Source organism: Flavobacterium chungangensis (assembly GCF_042654045.1).
Classification (GTDB): Bacteria; Bacteroidota; Bacteroidia; order Flavobacteriales; family Flavobacteriaceae; genus Flavobacterium; species Flavobacterium chungangensis.
Genome location: NZ_JBHSFY010000016.1, coordinates 67,962 through 84,260 on the forward strand (window position 1 = coordinate 67,962; position 16,299 = coordinate 84,260).

Consider the following 16,299-nt stretch of genomic DNA (forward strand, 5'->3'; position numbering starts at 1 on the left):
CTTTTTAGTTTTTTTTATAAAAAAAACTCTGATTTACTTTCAAGATTGTAAACCAGAGTTCAAAGATATCGAACTTGTAATTCTGCATGCAATTTGCAAAATTGTATTAATTGAGAAATGCAGGTTTAATTTAACTGCATGTCTGCAATGATATTTTGTATTTTGTTGTCTAAGAATTTCTCTGCTTCATCAAAATCAGAAACCGATTCAATTGCAGCATTTACACTGATATAGAATTTAATTTTAGGTTCCGTTCCACTTGGTCTAGCGCAAATTTTTGATCCGTCTTCTGTATAATAAATCAATACATTCGATTTTGGAATTTCCATCGTCGATTCTGAACCGTCTAATAAATTCAAAGCAATAGACGATTGGTAGTCCTCAACCATAATAACTCTTTGTCCGTTGATTTCTTTTAAAGGATTTTCGCGTAAATCAATCATCATTTGGTTGATTTCTTGTAAACCTTCCATTCCTTTTTTAGTTAAAGAAACTAAGAATTCTTTGTAGAAACCATTTTCAACATAAAGCTGTAAAAGTTCTTTATAAACTGAGCTTCCTGCAGCTTTAGCTTGAGCGGCAACTTCGCATATTAATAAGGTAGCAGCAACAGCATCTTTGTCTCTAACGGCATCGCCAACCATAAATCCGAAACTTTCTTCACCACCACCGATAAATTCAAGTTCAGGAAAATCTTTGATCATTTTTGCGATCCATTTAAAACCAGTCAATCCTACTTTGCATTCAACACCATAGCTTGTTGCCAATTCCATCATCATTGGAGTAGAAACAATTGTTGAACCCACGAATTGTTTTCCGTTTAGTTTACCTGCTTTTTTCCATTGTTTCAATAAGAAAGAAGTCATTAAAACCATCGTCTGGTTTCCGTTCAATAAAATCATTTTACCATCGTTGTTACGAACGGCAACTCCCAATCGGTCGCAGTCAGGATCTGTACCCACTACAATGTCAGAATTTGTTTTGTCTGCTAGAGCCAAAGCCATTGTTAAAGCTTCTGGTTCTTCTGGATTTGGCGATTTTACTGTAGGGAAATCTCCGTCTGGAACAGCTTGCTCAGGAACAATATGAACATTTTTATATCCCGCTTGCGATAAAGTATCTGGAATTGATTTTATAGAAGTTCCGTGCAATGAAGTAAAAACAATATGAAGGTTGTCTTTAGCTTCAGCTGGAGTATTAAAACTTGCATTTTCAATAGACGATTTTATAAAAGCTTTGTCTATTTCGGTATCAATGTATTCAATCAAACTTTCGTTTGCATTGAATTTGATTTTGTCGTAACCCAAACTTTCAATTACATTGACAATTTCTTTGTCTTGTGGAGGAACAATCTGCCCACCATCTTGCCAGTAAACTTTGTAGCCGTTGTATTCTGGCGGATTATGAGAAGCTGTTAAAACAATTCCACACTGGCATTTTAAATATTTAAGTGCAAAAGATAATTCTGGTGTTGGTCTCAAATCAGAGAACAAATACACTTGAATTCCGTTTGCCGAGAAAACATCAGCCACCACTTTTGCTAAAGTATTGCTATTATGGCGACAATCGTAAGCAATAGCTACTTTTAAAGGTTCGTTTGGAAAAACTTTGTGCAGGTAGTCAGATAATCCCTGAGTGTTTTTTCCAAGCGTATATTTGTTGATTCTATTATCACCAACCCCCATAACACCACGCATTCCTCCAGTTCCGAATTCTAAGTTTTTGTAAAAACTCTCTTCCAGTTCTTTTGGAGAAGTGGTCATTAATTCTTTAACTGCTGCTTGCGTTTCTTGGTCAAATGTTGGTGTTAACCATTCATTGACCGCGTTTAGTATGTTTGGTGCTATATTCATTTTTGATTTCGTTTTTATTTATTTAAAAATAGATTTTTACAGAGGGTTAAAGGTGCTGTATGCAATATTTTTGTGTCTTATTTAAAAACGGATTTTAAAAAAAAATACTGCATAAAGACAAAAAAATTAAAAATTAACCTCTCGAGCTACTTTGTAACGTGCTTCATTGCTTTTGGTTCTTAGAATAATTTCACCTAAGAAACCTGCTAAAAATAATTGAGTGCCAAGAATCATTGTGGTTAAAGCAATGTAAAACCACGGATTGTTGGTAACCAAAGTGTATTTCATTCCAGTATACATATGGTATAGTTTGGAAACGCCAATGTATCCTGCAGACAAAAATCCGATGATAAACATTAACGAACCCATTGCACCAAATAGGTGCATAGGTCTTTTTCCGAATCTTGATAAAAACCAAATTGTAATCAAATCCAAGAAACCGTTTATAAAACGTTCCATTCCGAATTTGGTTTCACCATACTTTCTAGCTTGGTGAATGACTACTTTTTCGCCAATTTTTCCAAATCCAGCATTTTTAGCCAAAACAGGAATGTAGCGGTGCATTTCGCCAGAAACTTCGATGTTTTTTACCACGACGTTTTTGTAGGCTTTCAATCCGCAGTTAAAATCGTTTAGTTCAACGCCAGAAGTTTTTCTAGCGGCCCAGTTAAATAATTTTGAAGGAAGATTTTTGGCCACAACAGAATCATAACGTTTCTTTTTCCATCCAGAAACCAAATCGAATTTCTGAGCTGTAATCATTTCATACAATTCAGGAATTTCGTCTGGGCTGTCTTGCAAGTCGGCATCCATGGTAATAATAACATCACCTTTAGCTTTTGCGAAACCAGCATGTAAAGCTTGAGATTTTCCAAAGTTTTTCATGAAACGAATCCCTTTTACACTTGGGTTTTCGTTGGAGAAACCTTCAATAATCTGCCAAGAATTATCTGTACTACCATCATCTACAAAAATGATTTCATAAGAGTAATTGTTAGACTGCATCACTTTAATGATCCATGTGTAGAGTTCTTTAAGTGATTCCTCCTCGTTTAGAAGCGGTATAAGTATAGATAAATTCATTTATATTTTTATTCTTGTGTAGATTTGCTTTTAAAAAATGCTGCTAAAATTAATCCTAAGATTGAATAGCCAATGATGCTGAAAATAAGAGCTTTTAATTGTTCAACAGTTGAGAAAGGATTGTTTTCTTTCATTTTAGCTAATGCTTCATTTATTTTAGCGGCTGGAGTTCCAAATTTCTGCAATGTTTCAGCCATGTATTTAACCAATAATTCGCTTATAGTTGTTTTTGCTTCAGGATCAATTACATTAAATAATAGGATGCTGAACAAAGTCGAAATTGCAAGAGCAATTATTGTAGTTATAAAGAAGGTTGTAAAAGCGTCTTTGAAAGAGAAAAAACCATTGATGTCTTTTTTTGTTTTGGTAAGTAATAGGATTCCAATTACTACATAAATAACAAAAGTTAAACCGCCAATCCAGCCTGAAACAAATAATTTTAAATCTACGGCATAGATAGTTGCTGTAATTAATGCCAGAATAATTCCTAAGATGATTCCGTAAGTAACGCCGTTCTTTTTTATAACTTCATTAATCATATTGTGATAGGTTTAAAATTAATCCACAAATATAGTAATTCCCACTATAATCGGATATAAAAAAAGCTTTTCGAAATAAACTAAAAAAAAGTAAGCTAACTGTTTGTTTATTAAAAAAGAATTGTAAATTTGCACACTCAAAAATAATTAAATTTTTAAACAAAAAAGAGTATTGTTTGTTTATACCTTTTTCTAACCATGAAAAAGCTTCAAAATGAAGATGCTCTATTAACAATAAATAAAAAGACAAGATGAAAAAAGGAGTTCACCCAGAAAATTACAGATTAGTTGCATTTAAAGACATGTCTAATGATGACGTTTTTATCACTAAATCTACTGCAGATACAAAAGAAACAATTGAAGTTGACGGAGTTGAGTATCCAGTTGTAAAAATGGAGATTTCTAGAACATCTCACCCTTTTTATACTGGTAAATCTAAACTTATCGATACTGCAGGACGTATTGATAAATTCAAAACTAAATACGCTAAACACGCTAAAAAATAATAGCTGTTTTACATTATACAAAAGCCTTCCAGTTTTGGAAGGCTTTTTTTATGCGTTAAATATTACTTTTCGTTAAAGTGGTTTTTTACTAAACCGGTAAAATATTTGTAACTTTGGTGCCAGGTAACCAAATCAAATTTTAACAAACACTCAATTATTTATGAACTACATTCTTTTCGATGGGCCCGTTCGGAATGCTTTATTACCCTTTACTTTTACACGTCCAGTAGCTGATATTTTGGTAGGAATCATGACAATTCGCCAGAAATGGGAAAAATATCTTGGTTCGACAATCACGACTATAACAGAGGAATATTTATCGGAGAAATTCCCAATGGTTGAAATGGAGGAAAATGTAATGATCAATGCAGCGTATTTGCCAAATGATACTCTTGCAGAGATGGTTTTTAATTTAACAGAAAACCAAGCAATCTTTAAAGGTGAAGATGTAATTGCATTTTTTGCTAACGAAAACCAAGAAGAAGTCGATTTTGATTCTTATGAAATTATTCAGTACAATGAAGATTGTATTACGATAGAGCATACTTGGGATATTTTCTCAAAAAACGATGCAGCGATTCGTCAAGATTTTAAATACTTGACAGAGGATCGTACTTCGCAACCCATTCCTAAAAGCGTTAATGTAATTGCTCCAGAAAATATTTTTATCGAAGAAGGTGCAAAACTAGAGTTTGTAACTCTAAACGCTTCAAACGGTCCTATATATATAGGTAAAAATACCGAAATTATGGAAGGCACGGTTATTCGCGGACCTTTTGCTTTATGCGAAAATGCAATGGTAAAAATGTCGGCGAAGGTTTATGGAGCAACGACTGTTGGACCTGGATCGAGAATAGGTGGAGAAGTTAAAAACTCAGTTCTTTTTGCGAATTCAAATAAAGGGCATGAAGGATTTTTAGGTGATTCTGTTCTAGGGGAGTGGTGTAATATTGGAGCCGATTCTAACAACTCAAACCTAAAAAACAATTACGAAGAAGTAAAATTATGGAGCTATGAAACTGAAGGTTTTGCTAAAACCGGACTTCAGTTTTGTGGTTTAATGATGGGAGATCACAGTAAATGCGGAATCAATACGATGTTTAATACAGGAACTGTTGTTGGAGTAAGCGCTAATATTTTCGGGTCTGGATTTCCTCGCAATTTTGTTCCAAGTTTTTCTTGGGGAGGCGCTGCAGGTTTTACAACTTACGTAACTAAAAAAGCTTTTGAAACAGCGAGGTTAGTGATGAGCCGAAGAAATATAGAATTCGATGCAACGGAAGTTGCAATTATGGAGCATATTTTCGAAGAAACTAAAAAATGGAGAAAAGACTAATTTAATTAGATAATTAGTCAATTTGATAATTAGATAATTATAGCAAACCCGACAGGTTTTTAAAACCTGTCGGGTTTTGTTATTTTAAGGTTTTAGAGAATTTTCTAATTTCCTAATTGACACATTTTCTAATTTTACTTATTTGTCAATCTTAGTGAAATCCCCTTTTAAATTGAATTTTAATTCTAAACCATTGGTTAATTTTGTTTCATAACCAGAAGAGCCAATTTCTATTTTGGTTACGTCTTCTTTAGGAAAATTTTCTTTTATATAAGAAGCAATTTTTTTTGGGATAATAGATTTTGGAACTTTTCCAGTTTTAGCCTCTACTTCTTTCCAATTTCCTTTTTTGTCAAATTCAACTTCTGTTTGATTGCTAAATTGCACTTTGTATTCTGTAGAAAGAATTTCTTTGTCTTCTAGTATATAGCTCGGTTTCTTAGATCCAAAATGCGTTTTTAAGAATGTTTGTGCATTGCCTGGCAAAGCTTCTTTTTTAATTACGGTTTTTTGTGCATTTGCAGAAAGTGCAAATAGTAATCCCGTAATTAAGCAGATAGTCAGTTTTAATTTCGTTTTCATATTTCGCTGATTTTTAAAATTATAGTACAAGTTAAGACTAAAATTTCAAAATATTAAAAAAAACGATTGGGGTTTCGTTCTTTACAGTTAAGGCATTATTTAATTTGTAAATTATCTAGACAACACATTCTCATAATTATCTAATTTTCAAATTGCCTAATTATCTAATTAATCTATCTTTGCAGCACGAAAAAAAAATGGGTAGTCAGATAAACGATTAACCGATTAAACAAATTAACAAACACAAATGATTACAGTTAACGATATTTCGGTTCAGTTTGGTGGAACTACACTTTTTAGCGATGTTTCTTTTGCTATTAATGAAAATGACAAAATTGCCCTTATGGGTAAAAATGGTGCGGGAAAATCTACACTTTTAAAGATAATTGCAGGTGCAAACAAACCGTCAACCGGAAGTATTTCTGCTCCAAAAGAAGCTGTAATCGCTTACTTGCCACAGCATTTGCTTACCGAAGACGGTGCAACGGTTATGGAAGAAGCGTCAAAAGCTTTCAGTGAGATTTTTACAATGAAAGCTGAAATCGATGCTATTAATGAGCAATTGACAGTTCGTACAGATTATGAAAGTGACGAATACATGAAATTGATCGAAAGAGTTTCTGACTTAAGCGAAAAATTTTATGCAATTGAAGAAGTAAACTACGAAGCTGAAGTTGAGAAAATTTTGGTTGGTTTAGGTTTTGAGCGTGAAGATTTTGGACGTCAAACTTCTGAATTTTCAGGAGGATGGAGAATGCGTATCGAATTGGCTAAAATTCTATTGAGAAAGCCTGATTTGATTTTGCTAGATGAGCCAACGAATCATATGGATATTGAAAGTATTCAGTGGTTAGAGGAATTTTTGCTAAACCAAGCTAAAGCTGTAGTGGTAATCTCGCACGATAGAGCTTTTGTTGATAATATCACCAATCGTACTATTGAGGTTACAATGGGAAGGATTTATGATTATAAGGCAAAATATACTCATTATTTAGAATTAAGAAAAGATCGTAGAATTCACCAGCAAAAAGCATATGATGAGCAGCAAAAAATGATTGCAGAAAATCGTGCTTTTATTGACCGTTTCAAAGGAACATTCTCTAAAACAGATGCCGTTCAGTCTCGTGTAAAAATGCTTGAAAAATTGGAAATTGTTCAGGTTGATGAAGTAGATACATCAGCTTTAAGATTAAAATTCCCGCCAGCAGCACGTTCTGGACAATATCCTGTTATTGTAAAAGAAATGTCTAAAGCTTATGGTGATTATGTTGTTTTTAAAGATGCAAACATTGTAATTGAACGCGGTCAGAAAGTAGCTTTCGTTGGAAAAAATGGTGAAGGAAAATCGACAATGATTAAAGCGATTATGAAAGAAATAGGCGTTGATTCTGGAAGCGTAGAAATTGGGCATAATGCACAAATAGGATATTTTGCTCAAAATCAAGCCGCTTTATTAGATGAAAATGCTACCATTTTTGAAACAATCGATAGCATTGCAGTTGGTGATATCAGAACCCAAATCAAAAATATTTTAGGAGCTTTCATGTTTCAAGGTGATGATATTACTAAAAAAGTAAAAGTGCTTTCTGGAGGAGAGAAAACTCGTTTGGCAATGATTAAATTATTGTTGGAGCCGGTTAACTTGTTAATTCTAGATGAGCCTTCGAATCACTTAGATATGAAAACCAAAGACATCATTAAAGATGCTTTACGCGATTTCGACGGAACTTTGATCTTGGTTTCTCACGACCGTGATTTCCTTGACGGATTAGCGACTAAAGTCTTTGAATTCGGAAATAAAAGAGTTAAAGAACACTTTGAAGATGTGGCTGGTTTCTTAGCGCATAAGAAAATGGATTCTATGAGAGAGATCGAGAAATAGTATTTTTTCAATATAATTTTCAAAGGGCATAAGTTTATTCTTATGCCCTTTTTCTTTGTTGCAATATTCGTAACAGTATTTTAATGCAATTTTTTTTACATAAAATATCTTTTTTTGTTACTTTAGTGTTCTCATTTCGTGTTGACTATAAGTAATTAAGTTTTTTGATCAAGAATAGAACGCTGATTTTTAAATCGCTATATAAGCATTACTGTTTCATTTAATTTAAGCCTATGAGTAAAAGTCTACTATCGCCATTTTTTTTCCTTTTTTTTATAACCCCATTTTTTTTATATGCCCAAGGAGATGTGAATCAAGGAGCTGATAAAAAAGAGAGTGAAGAAGTAAAATATCCGCAATTTCAATTAAAAGGGCTTCTTCAAGCAAGATATCTAGAGAGTTTTGGAGATAATGTAGACGTTTTAGGAACGCATCATTCAACGGGAGATGCAGTTCAAAGTTCTTTTGACATAAAAAGAATGCGTGTGGGTTTAAATACAAAGTTAAGCGAGACTACAGAAATTGTAATTCTGGTCAATTTAGCCGATTTTAAATCTGATCCAAAAGGAAAAGTTCTTGAAAATGCCTACGGGAAATATACTTTTAATAAATATATAGCTTTAACAGGAGGGCAATTTCGTCCAGCATTTGGTCTTGAGGAGCTTGTTCCGGTAGATATTATTAAATCTTTTGATTTTTCGAATCAGTATTATGAATTTGGAAAAAATGGATGGACAAGTTTTCAAATTGGAGCATCGGCTACAGGATCTTTTGATATTGGGAAGATTCCAGTGAATTATGCAGTTTCTATTTTGAATGGAAATGGGAAAAATGTAGAAATGGATAAAGATAACGGAAAACAATATTCCTCAAGATGGGTTTTTGGTTTGTCAAAAGAGCATAAAATTAATCTGGGGTTAAACGGAGGTTTCGGGAAAGTCTTTAAGGAAGATGTTTTTGCACTAGGAGCAGATATTACCAGTGATTTTAAAATAACCGATAAGCTAAGTTTTGATTTGCAGATAGAATATAAGCAAGGAACAAATCATAATTTATATTATTCTTTGCCAGTTGCTAGCCGTACAGAGAATGTTGCAGATTATCAAATGCGGGGGATCTATTTTTTGCCGAATTTTAGATATCAAGTAGATTATAAAAAACTTACGGCATTTGAAATTTCTTGTCGCTACGAAACTTTTGATCCGAGCTACAAAATCGATTCAAATGTACGCACCACTTACACGCCAATGGTCAGTTTGGAATTCGGAAAATCGTATACAGGACGTATCGAGATGGGATTTGAAATTGACAGATTTGATAAAAGCATTCCAGATACGTCAACCTACAACGATAATTTATTTTTAATTCAGTTACAGCTCAGAATTTAATTCACTTAATCTTTGTTTTTATGAAAGAAGTAAAAATTCCACAGACCCTAATTACGTTGGCAGTTTTGGTTGCCATTTGGTTTGTTCCTGCTCCAGAAGGGGTTGTAACAGAAGCTTGGCATTTGTTTGCCATTTTCGTAGCTACTATTTTAGGAATTATCTTAAAAGCGGCTCCGATGGGAACAATGTGTATGATTGCAATTGCTTTAACGGCGATGTCTCAGGTTTTGGCTCCAGGAAATCCTGGAAAATCGATCACATTAGCATTAAAAGGATTTGGTGATAAGGTAATCTGGCTGATCGGAATTTCATTTTTTATAGCAAGAGGATTTATAAAAACAGGTCTGGGAAACAGAATTGCTTTTTTATTCATAAAAATATTCGGAAAAAGTTCTTTAGGACTCGCGTATGGTTTAGGATTGGCAGATTTGGTTTTAGCGCCAGCTGTTCCGAGTAATACGGCTAGAGGAGGAGGAATTGTTTATCCCATCATGAAATCAATGTCGATGAGTTTTGGTTCAATGCCAGACAAACCTGAAACGCATAGAAAATTAGGGGCTTATTTAACTTTGAATAGTTATAATATGAACTTGATCGCATCTTCAATGTTTTTAACAGGAACAGCGAGTAATCCGATGTGTCAGAAGTTTGCACTTAATTTAGGAATAAAAATTAGCTGGATGTCTTGGGCGGCGGCAGCAATTGTTCCAGGGTTATGTGCTTTTATTGTAATTCCGTTCGTTCTTTATAAAATTTATCCTCCAGAATTAAAAAAGACTGGAGATGCGCCGCAGATTGCAACACAGAAATTGAAAGAAATGGGAGCGATAACTAGAAATGAATGGATGATGCTGCTGACCTTTTTTATTCTGCTTTTTCTATGGATGACAGGAGATTTGCTTTCTATTGATGCAACAACAACAGCTTTTATTGGATTGGTAATTTTACTTTTAACTTCAGTTTTGACATGGGATGATGTAAAAGCCGAAAAAGGTGCTTGGGATACCATTGTGTGGTTTTCTGTTCTGGTAATGATGGCCAGTTCACTTAATGAATTAGGCTTTATCGCGTGGTTTAGTGATTTGGTAAAAGCAGAAATTGGCGGATTAAGCTGGCAGATGGCTTTTCCGATTATTATATTGGTATACTTTTTTAGTCATTATCTTTTTGCAAGTGCAACTGCGCACGTTGCAGCAATGTACGCAGCCTTGCTTGGTGTTGGTGTTTCGCTCGGAATTCCGGGATTATTACTAGCATTTATGCTTGGTTTTGTCGGATCTCTTTACGGAACTTTAACGCATTATGGTCATGGTCCGGCACCTGTATTTTTCGGGAGCGGTTACGTTGACCTAAAGAGTTGGTGGGTCAAAGGGCTTATAACGGGTTTGGTTATGCTCTTTATCTATATGGTAATAGGAGGATTGTGGCTCCGAGTAATTGGATATTTTTAGATTCTAATTCCTGGAGGAAGTAATTCTTTATATCTAGGGTTTTTTTTGAAAAACGAAACAATCTTTGGGTGAATAGGAACTACTCTGTAATTTTTTTCAGAACTTAAATCTAATATATTTTTAAGCAGCATATTGATCGTTTCTTCGTTCTCGTATGAATCTGGTTTGTTGATCTTGGTTAAAAAGATTTTTTTTTCTTGAAATGAATACTCAACTGCTAACATTCCTTCAGGGATGACAGTTTCAAATTGGCGTGCAAAAGTGTTGTCTTTGATTTCCATAGTTACAGAAGATTCCATAGTAATTTCTTGTTAGGTTATTGGTAAATAGTGAATTTGGGACTCGAAATTTTATTGAAAGAAAATTCTTTATAAGTTTTAAATTCAAGAAATATTTCGAATTGCAAAGGTAATCATTTGATTTTCAATATTAAATTATTTTTTGCAGCTATAAACTTTAAGTTTTTGTTTTCAACTTGGATTTTTTTTGAATTGCCATAAAATAGGTCTGAAATTTGATTATCATGACATTAAAAAAAGTAACTTTATTTTTTAGAATAAATATCTTAATGGTAATTTCATTTTAATGTTATGAGTAAAATTCCAGTTTATTTTATGCCAGGTTTGGCTGCGAGTTCATCTATTTTTGAAAGAATAAAATTGGATGAAGATACTTTTGAAATGCATCTTTTAGAATGGGAAATTCCAAATCCGAAAGAATCTTTATCAGATTATGCATTTCGAATTAGTAAAAATATAAAACACGAAAATCCTGTTTTAGTAGGAGTTTCTTTTGGCGGAATTCTAGTTCAGGAAATTTCGAAACATATAAAAGCACGAAAAGTTATTATTATATCGAGTGTAAGAAGCAATTTGGAGTTTCCAAGAAGAATGAAAATAGGGAAGAGGACAAAAGCCTACAAACTAATTCCGATGCAGTTAATTCTGAATGTTGAGAAATTGGCTAAATTTTCATTTGGCGAAAAAGTCAATAAACGTATTAAATTGTACGAGAAATTTTTATCTGTACGTGATTTAGGATATCTACAATGGGCGGTAGAAAGTGTAATCTTATGGGATCGCGATAAGATTGACGAAAATGTAGTGCATATCCACGGAGATAAAGATGATGTTTTTCCGATTAAGTATATTGATAAATGCATTTTAGTAAAAGGAGGAACCCATATTATGATCTTGAATAAGTATAAATGGCTGAATGAGAATTTGCCTTCGATTATACTTGAGTGAAATTCCAATTTTAAAAATTCCAAATTCCAATACTTTGAGGATTTGTAATCTTTGTCAAAGTTTAAAAACTTTGACAAAGATTTATCTAAGCACATCTGTACATAATCTTGTCATTTCGATCGTAGGGAGAAATCTCCGCAAGTAGCTCGACAAAGATTGGTAATTTACTTTGGGGGAGTTTCTTACGGAGATCCCTCGTTCCTCGGGATGACATACTATATGGAAAATCTTCAAAATAGAAAGATCTAAATCAGCAATCTAAAATAGAAAAAAGACAAAGGTGTGCGTAAAGTAAACATCACGCTTGTCCTCCTGAGCGAAGTCGAAGGATCATATGCTAAATCCATTCAGTGTTTTGTTTAATTTGCGTGTCCTTCGACTTCGCTCAGGAAGACATAAAATGAGCAAAATCTAAAATCTAAACTCAACAATCTACAATAAAAAATCCCAAACTCTTTTTGGAATTTGGGATTTTAAATATTGTAATTTAGAAAATTAGATTTTCTTCATTTGTTCTTTCATCATCGTGATTTGCTCTTTCAGCATACCTTGTTTGTCTAATTTTTTAGCTTCGTTTAATAAATTAGTCGCTTCCAATTTTCTTCTGCGAGACATTGCAACTCCAGCAAGGTTTAATTTAGCTACAGCCAAATCCATATCCATTGATAGTCCAAGTTCGATTGCTTTTTTGAAATGTTTCTCAGCTTGGTTGATATTGGTTTGAGATAGCATGATACCTTGTAAATAATTTAAGTACCCTTGCTGTTTTCTTACTAATGCTCCTTCTGGATTTTTGATATATGATAACCATTTATTAGCACCTTCGAAGTCTTGTTTTCTTAATTTAAGGAAGGCTAAAAGGATAAATTCGTTTTTAAAATAAAGAAAAATTGGAATTGCAGTCAATAAGATAAGGAAAATACCATTCCCAATATTACTTTCTGTAAATTGCCAAACGCCCGCCACTACAAGAAGTCCGGCCAAAATAAGTTTAATATTCTTGTGAAACATAATTATTGTAAATTTGTGATTGCAAAGATAGTAAAAGGAATTAAAAATATTTTTATAAAAGTACTTGCCAGAAAAAAAAGTCTTTGTATATTTGCACTCGGTTTTTGAACAACGATATCCAAAACCAAATAAACGAGTTAATAGATACCATTTTTAAAGATACAAAGCAATGAGCAAAAGAACGTTTCAACCATCGAAAAGAAAAAGAAGAAATAAGCACGGATTTATGGACAGAATGGCTTCTGCGAATGGAAGAAAAGTTCTAGCGCGTAGAAGAGCAAAAGGAAGACATAAATTAACTGTTTCTAGCGAGCCTAGACACAAAAAATAATGTTTGTATAAACATACATAAGGCGATTACTTTTTTAGTATCGCCTTTTTTTATACCTTGTCGGTAAAAAATCTCTCAACTTTCTAGTTTATAGTGCACTAGAAAAGTTTTTTTAAATCGTAAACAACTACACAATACATACAAAATGCCTAAAGACACATCAATAAAATCAGTTTTAATAATAGGTTCAGGACCTATTGTTATTGGCCAAGCTTGCGAATTCGATTATGCGGGATCTCAATCTGCACGCTCGATTCGTGAAGAAGGAATTGAGGTTATCTTGATTAACTCGAATCCAGCGACGATTATGACCGACCCATCTATGGCCGATCATATTTATTTGAAACCTTTAACGACAAAATCGATTATTGAAATTCTTAAGGAACATCCGCAAATTGATGCTGTTTTACCAACAATGGGAGGACAAACAGCCTTAAACTTGTGTTTGGAAGCTGAAGAAAAAGGAATCTGGCAAGATTTCGGAGTGAGATTAATCGGTGTTGATGTAAATGCTATTAATATTACAGAAGACAGAGAGCAGTTTAAACAGCTTTTAGAAAGAATTAATGTGCCAACTGCACCTGCAAAAACGGCTACTTCTTACCTTGAAGGAAAAGAAATCGCTCAAGAATTTGGTTTCCCGCTTGTTATTCGTCCATCGTTTACACTAGGAGGAACTGGAGCAGCTGTGGTTTACAAAAAAGAAGATTTTGATGAGCTTTTAACTCGCGGACTTGAAGCTTCTCCAATTCACGAAGTTTTAATTGATAAAGCGTTAATGGGATGGAAAGAATACGAGTTAGAACTTTTAAGAGATAAAAATGACAATGTTGTAATTATCTGTTCTATCGAAAACATGGATCCAATGGGAATCCATACGGGAGATTCGATTACAGTTGCGCCAGCGATGACATTATCTGATACGACTTTCCAAAAATTACGTGACTACGCTATCTTAATGATGAGAAGTATCGGAAATTTTGCGGGAGGATGTAACGTGCAATTTGCAGTTTCACCAGACGAAAAAGAAGATATCGTAGCAATCGAGATCAATCCTCGTGTATCTCGTTCTTCTGCTTTAGCATCAAAAGCAACTGGATACCCAATTGCAAAAATTGCTTCTAAACTAGCTTTAGGATACAACTTAGATGAATTGCAAAACCAAATTACAAAATCGACTTCGGCTCTTTTCGAACCAACTTTAGATTATGTAATCGTAAAAATACCACGTTGGAACTTCGATAAATTTGAAGGTTCAGACAGAACTTTAGGTCTTCAGATGAAATCTGTAGGTGAGGTTATGGGAATCGGACGTTCTTTCCAAGAAGCACTTCACAAAGCAACTCAATCTTTAGAGATTAAGAGAAATGGTTTAGGAGCTGATGGAAAAGGATATAAAAATTACGAACAAATTATCGAAAAACTAACTTATGCAAGTTGGGATCGTGTATTCGTAATCTACGATGCAATTGCAATGGGAATTCCATTAAGTACCATTCACGAAATTACAAGAATCGACATGTGGTTCTTAAAGCAATACGAAGAGCTTTATACTTTAGAAAAAGAAATCTCAAACTACAAAGTTTCAAATCTTCCAAAAGAATTATTGCTTGAGGCAAAACAAAAAGGTTTTGCAGATAGACAAATCGCTCACATGATGAGTTGTTTAGAAAGTGAAGTGCACACTTTACGTATGAATATGAATATCAATCGTGTGTTCAAATTGGTTGATACTTGTGCGGCTGAATTTAAAGCTAAAACACCTTATTATTACTCAACTTTTGAGGCAGAAATCGAAAAAGCAAATGGAGAGCGTTATGTAGATAACGAAAGTGTTCTTACAGATAAAAAGAAAGTAATCGTTCTTGGTTCTGGACCAAACAGAATTGGTCAGGGAATCGAATTTGATTACTCTTGTGTACACGGAGTTTTAGCAGCTAAAGAATGTGGTTACGAAACGATCATGATTAACTGTAATCCTGAAACAGTTTCTACAGATTTTGATACAGCTGATAAATTATACTTCGAGCCAGTTTTCTGGGAGCATATTTATGACATTATCCAACACGAAAAACCAGAAGGTGTAATCGTGCAGCTGGGAGGTCAGACGGCTCTTAAATTAGCAGATAAATTGTCTAAATACGGAGTAAAAATCATCGGAACTAGTTTTGATGCACTTGACTTGGCAGAAGATAGAGGAAGATTCTCAGATTTATTGACTGAATTGCATATTCCTTTCCCAAGATTCGGAATCGCTGAAACGGCTGATGAAGCTTCAAAATTAGCAGATACTTTAGATTTCCCACTTTTAATTCGTCCTTCTTATGTATTAGGAGGTCAGGGAATGAAAATTGTAATCAACAAAAAAGAATTGGAAGAGCACGTTATCGATTTGTTGAAAGCAATTCCAGGAAACAAATTATTACTGGATCACTACTTAGCGGGAGCAATCGAAGCTGAAGCTGATGCAATCTGTGATGCTGATGGAAATGTTTACATCATCGGAATTATGGAGCACATCGAGCCTTGTGGAGTTCACTCTGGAGATAGTAACGCTACATTGCCTCCTTTTAACTTAGGAGAATTTGTAATGCAGCAAATTAAAGATCATACGCATAAAATTGCAAGAGCTTTAAAAACGGTTGGTTTAATCAATATTCAGTTTGCGATTAAAGACGATACAGTTTACATCATCGAGGCAAACCCAAGAGCTTCAAGAACGGTTCCGTTTATTGCAAAAGCTTACGGAGAACCTTATGTAAACTACGCTACAAAAGTAATGTTAGGTCACAATAAAGTAACTGACTTTGATTTCAATCCACAATTAAAAGGATACGCAATCAAACAACCAGTTTTCTCTTTCAGCAAATTCCCGAACGTAAACAAAGCGTTAGGGCCAGAAATGAAATCGACAGGAGAAAGTATCTTGTTTATTGATGATTTAAAAGATGATCAATTCTACGAATTGTACTCTAGAAGAAAAATGTATTTGAGTAAATAATCTCAGATTCTACTATAAAAGAAAAGCTCCAATGAAAATTGGAGCTTTTTTGTTTGATGCATTTTTCTTTTAGAATCAATTAATTTAAT

The 16,299-nt window shown here is 33.8% G+C and carries 14 protein-coding genes; 8 read left to right on the forward strand and 6 right to left on the reverse strand.

The annotated features are described in order from the left end of the window. Window positions 1-125: 125 nt before the first annotated feature. The 3 genes from ACFO3N_RS21065 to ACFO3N_RS21075 all read right to left on the reverse strand — a co-directional run bounded on the left by ACFO3N_RS21065 (window position 126) and on the right by ACFO3N_RS21075 (window position 3,475). Window positions 126-1,853: a phospho-sugar mutase gene (locus ACFO3N_RS21065; protein WP_379800874.1), complete on the reverse strand. Its 1,728-nt coding sequence runs from the start codon at window positions 1,851-1,853 to the stop codon at window positions 126-128. Window positions 1,854-1,979: 126 nt separating this feature from the next. Then, a complete protein-coding gene (locus tag ACFO3N_RS21070) occupies window positions 1,980-2,936 on the reverse strand; it encodes a glycosyltransferase family 2 protein (RefSeq protein WP_379800875.1) in 957 nt (318 codons plus the stop codon). Between the two features lie 8 nt (window positions 2,937-2,944). Then, the gene (locus ACFO3N_RS21075) at window positions 2,945-3,475 is read right to left on the reverse strand and encodes a DUF4199 domain-containing protein (protein ID WP_202006066.1); all 531 of its coding nucleotides are present in this window, start codon (window positions 3,473-3,475) and stop codon (window positions 2,945-2,947) included. A 251-nt stretch (window positions 3,476-3,726) separates the two neighbouring features. On the opposite strand from ACFO3N_RS21075, the gene ACFO3N_RS21080 reads away from it, so the two are divergent. Both ACFO3N_RS21080 and ACFO3N_RS21085 read left to right on the forward strand, forming a co-directional pair. Then, a complete protein-coding gene (locus tag ACFO3N_RS21080; protein WP_007804523.1) occupies window positions 3,727-3,981 on the forward strand; it encodes a type B 50S ribosomal protein L31 in 255 nt (84 codons plus the stop codon). Window positions 3,982-4,141: 160 nt separating this feature from the next. Next, complete coding sequence (locus ACFO3N_RS21085; protein WP_379800876.1) at window positions 4,142-5,317, forward strand: GlmU family protein; 1,176 nt, start codon at window positions 4,142-4,144, stop codon at window positions 5,315-5,317. Window positions 5,318-5,455: 138 nt separating this feature from the next. Here ACFO3N_RS21085 and ACFO3N_RS21090 read toward each other — a convergent pair whose 3' ends face one another. After that, entirely contained in the window at window positions 5,456-5,899 is a 444-nt protein-coding gene (locus ACFO3N_RS21090) for a PepSY-like domain-containing protein (RefSeq protein WP_379800877.1), read from the reverse strand. A 247-nt stretch (window positions 5,900-6,146) separates the two neighbouring features. Here ACFO3N_RS21090 and ACFO3N_RS21095 point away from each other — a divergent pair, with 247 nt between their 5' ends. The 3 genes from ACFO3N_RS21095 to ACFO3N_RS21105 all read left to right on the forward strand — a co-directional run bounded on the left by ACFO3N_RS21095 (window position 6,147) and on the right by ACFO3N_RS21105 (window position 10,620). Beyond that, window positions 6,147-7,781, forward strand: a complete 1,635-nt coding sequence (locus ACFO3N_RS21095) for an ABC-F family ATP-binding cassette domain-containing protein (protein ID WP_379800878.1) — start codon at window positions 6,147-6,149, stop codon at window positions 7,779-7,781. A 233-nt stretch (window positions 7,782-8,014) separates the two neighbouring features. Further along, complete coding sequence (locus ACFO3N_RS21100; RefSeq protein ID WP_379800879.1) at window positions 8,015-9,169, forward strand: porin; 1,155 nt, start codon at window positions 8,015-8,017, stop codon at window positions 9,167-9,169. A 20-nt stretch (window positions 9,170-9,189) separates the two neighbouring features. After that, entirely contained in the window at window positions 9,190-10,620 is a 1,431-nt protein-coding gene (locus ACFO3N_RS21105) for an anion permease (protein ID WP_379800880.1), read from the forward strand. Here ACFO3N_RS21105 and ACFO3N_RS21110 read toward each other — a convergent pair. Then, window positions 10,617-10,919, reverse strand: a complete 303-nt coding sequence (locus ACFO3N_RS21110; protein ID WP_250837246.1) for a GNAT family N-acetyltransferase — start codon at window positions 10,917-10,919, stop codon at window positions 10,617-10,619. The two genes, ACFO3N_RS21105 and ACFO3N_RS21110, sit on opposite strands and share 4 nt — an antisense overlap. Window positions 10,920-11,210: 291 nt before the next feature. On the opposite strand from ACFO3N_RS21110, the gene ACFO3N_RS21115 reads away from it, so the two are divergent. Beyond that, window positions 11,211-11,867, forward strand: a complete 657-nt coding sequence (locus ACFO3N_RS21115) for an alpha/beta hydrolase family protein (protein WP_379800881.1) — start codon at window positions 11,211-11,213, stop codon at window positions 11,865-11,867. A gap of 495 nt (window positions 11,868-12,362) precedes the next feature. On the opposite strand, the gene ACFO3N_RS21120 is transcribed toward ACFO3N_RS21115, so the two are convergent. Then, complete coding sequence (locus tag ACFO3N_RS21120) at window positions 12,363-12,878, reverse strand: DUF2892 domain-containing protein (RefSeq protein WP_379800882.1); 516 nt, start codon at window positions 12,876-12,878, stop codon at window positions 12,363-12,365. A 169-nt stretch (window positions 12,879-13,047) separates the two neighbouring features. Here ACFO3N_RS21120 and rpmH point away from each other — a divergent pair, with 169 nt between their 5' ends. Both rpmH and carB read left to right on the forward strand, forming a co-directional pair. Continuing rightward, window positions 13,048-13,209: a 50S ribosomal protein L34 gene (gene rpmH, locus ACFO3N_RS21125; RefSeq protein ID WP_008464848.1), complete on the forward strand. Its 162-nt coding sequence runs from the start codon at window positions 13,048-13,050 to the stop codon at window positions 13,207-13,209. Window positions 13,210-13,354: 145 nt separating this feature from the next. Beyond that, window positions 13,355-16,210, forward strand: coding sequence for a carbamoyl-phosphate synthase large subunit (gene carB, locus ACFO3N_RS21130; RefSeq protein WP_250837244.1), 2,856 nt, complete (start codon window positions 13,355-13,357; stop codon window positions 16,208-16,210). Window positions 16,211-16,299: the final 89 nt, after the last annotated feature.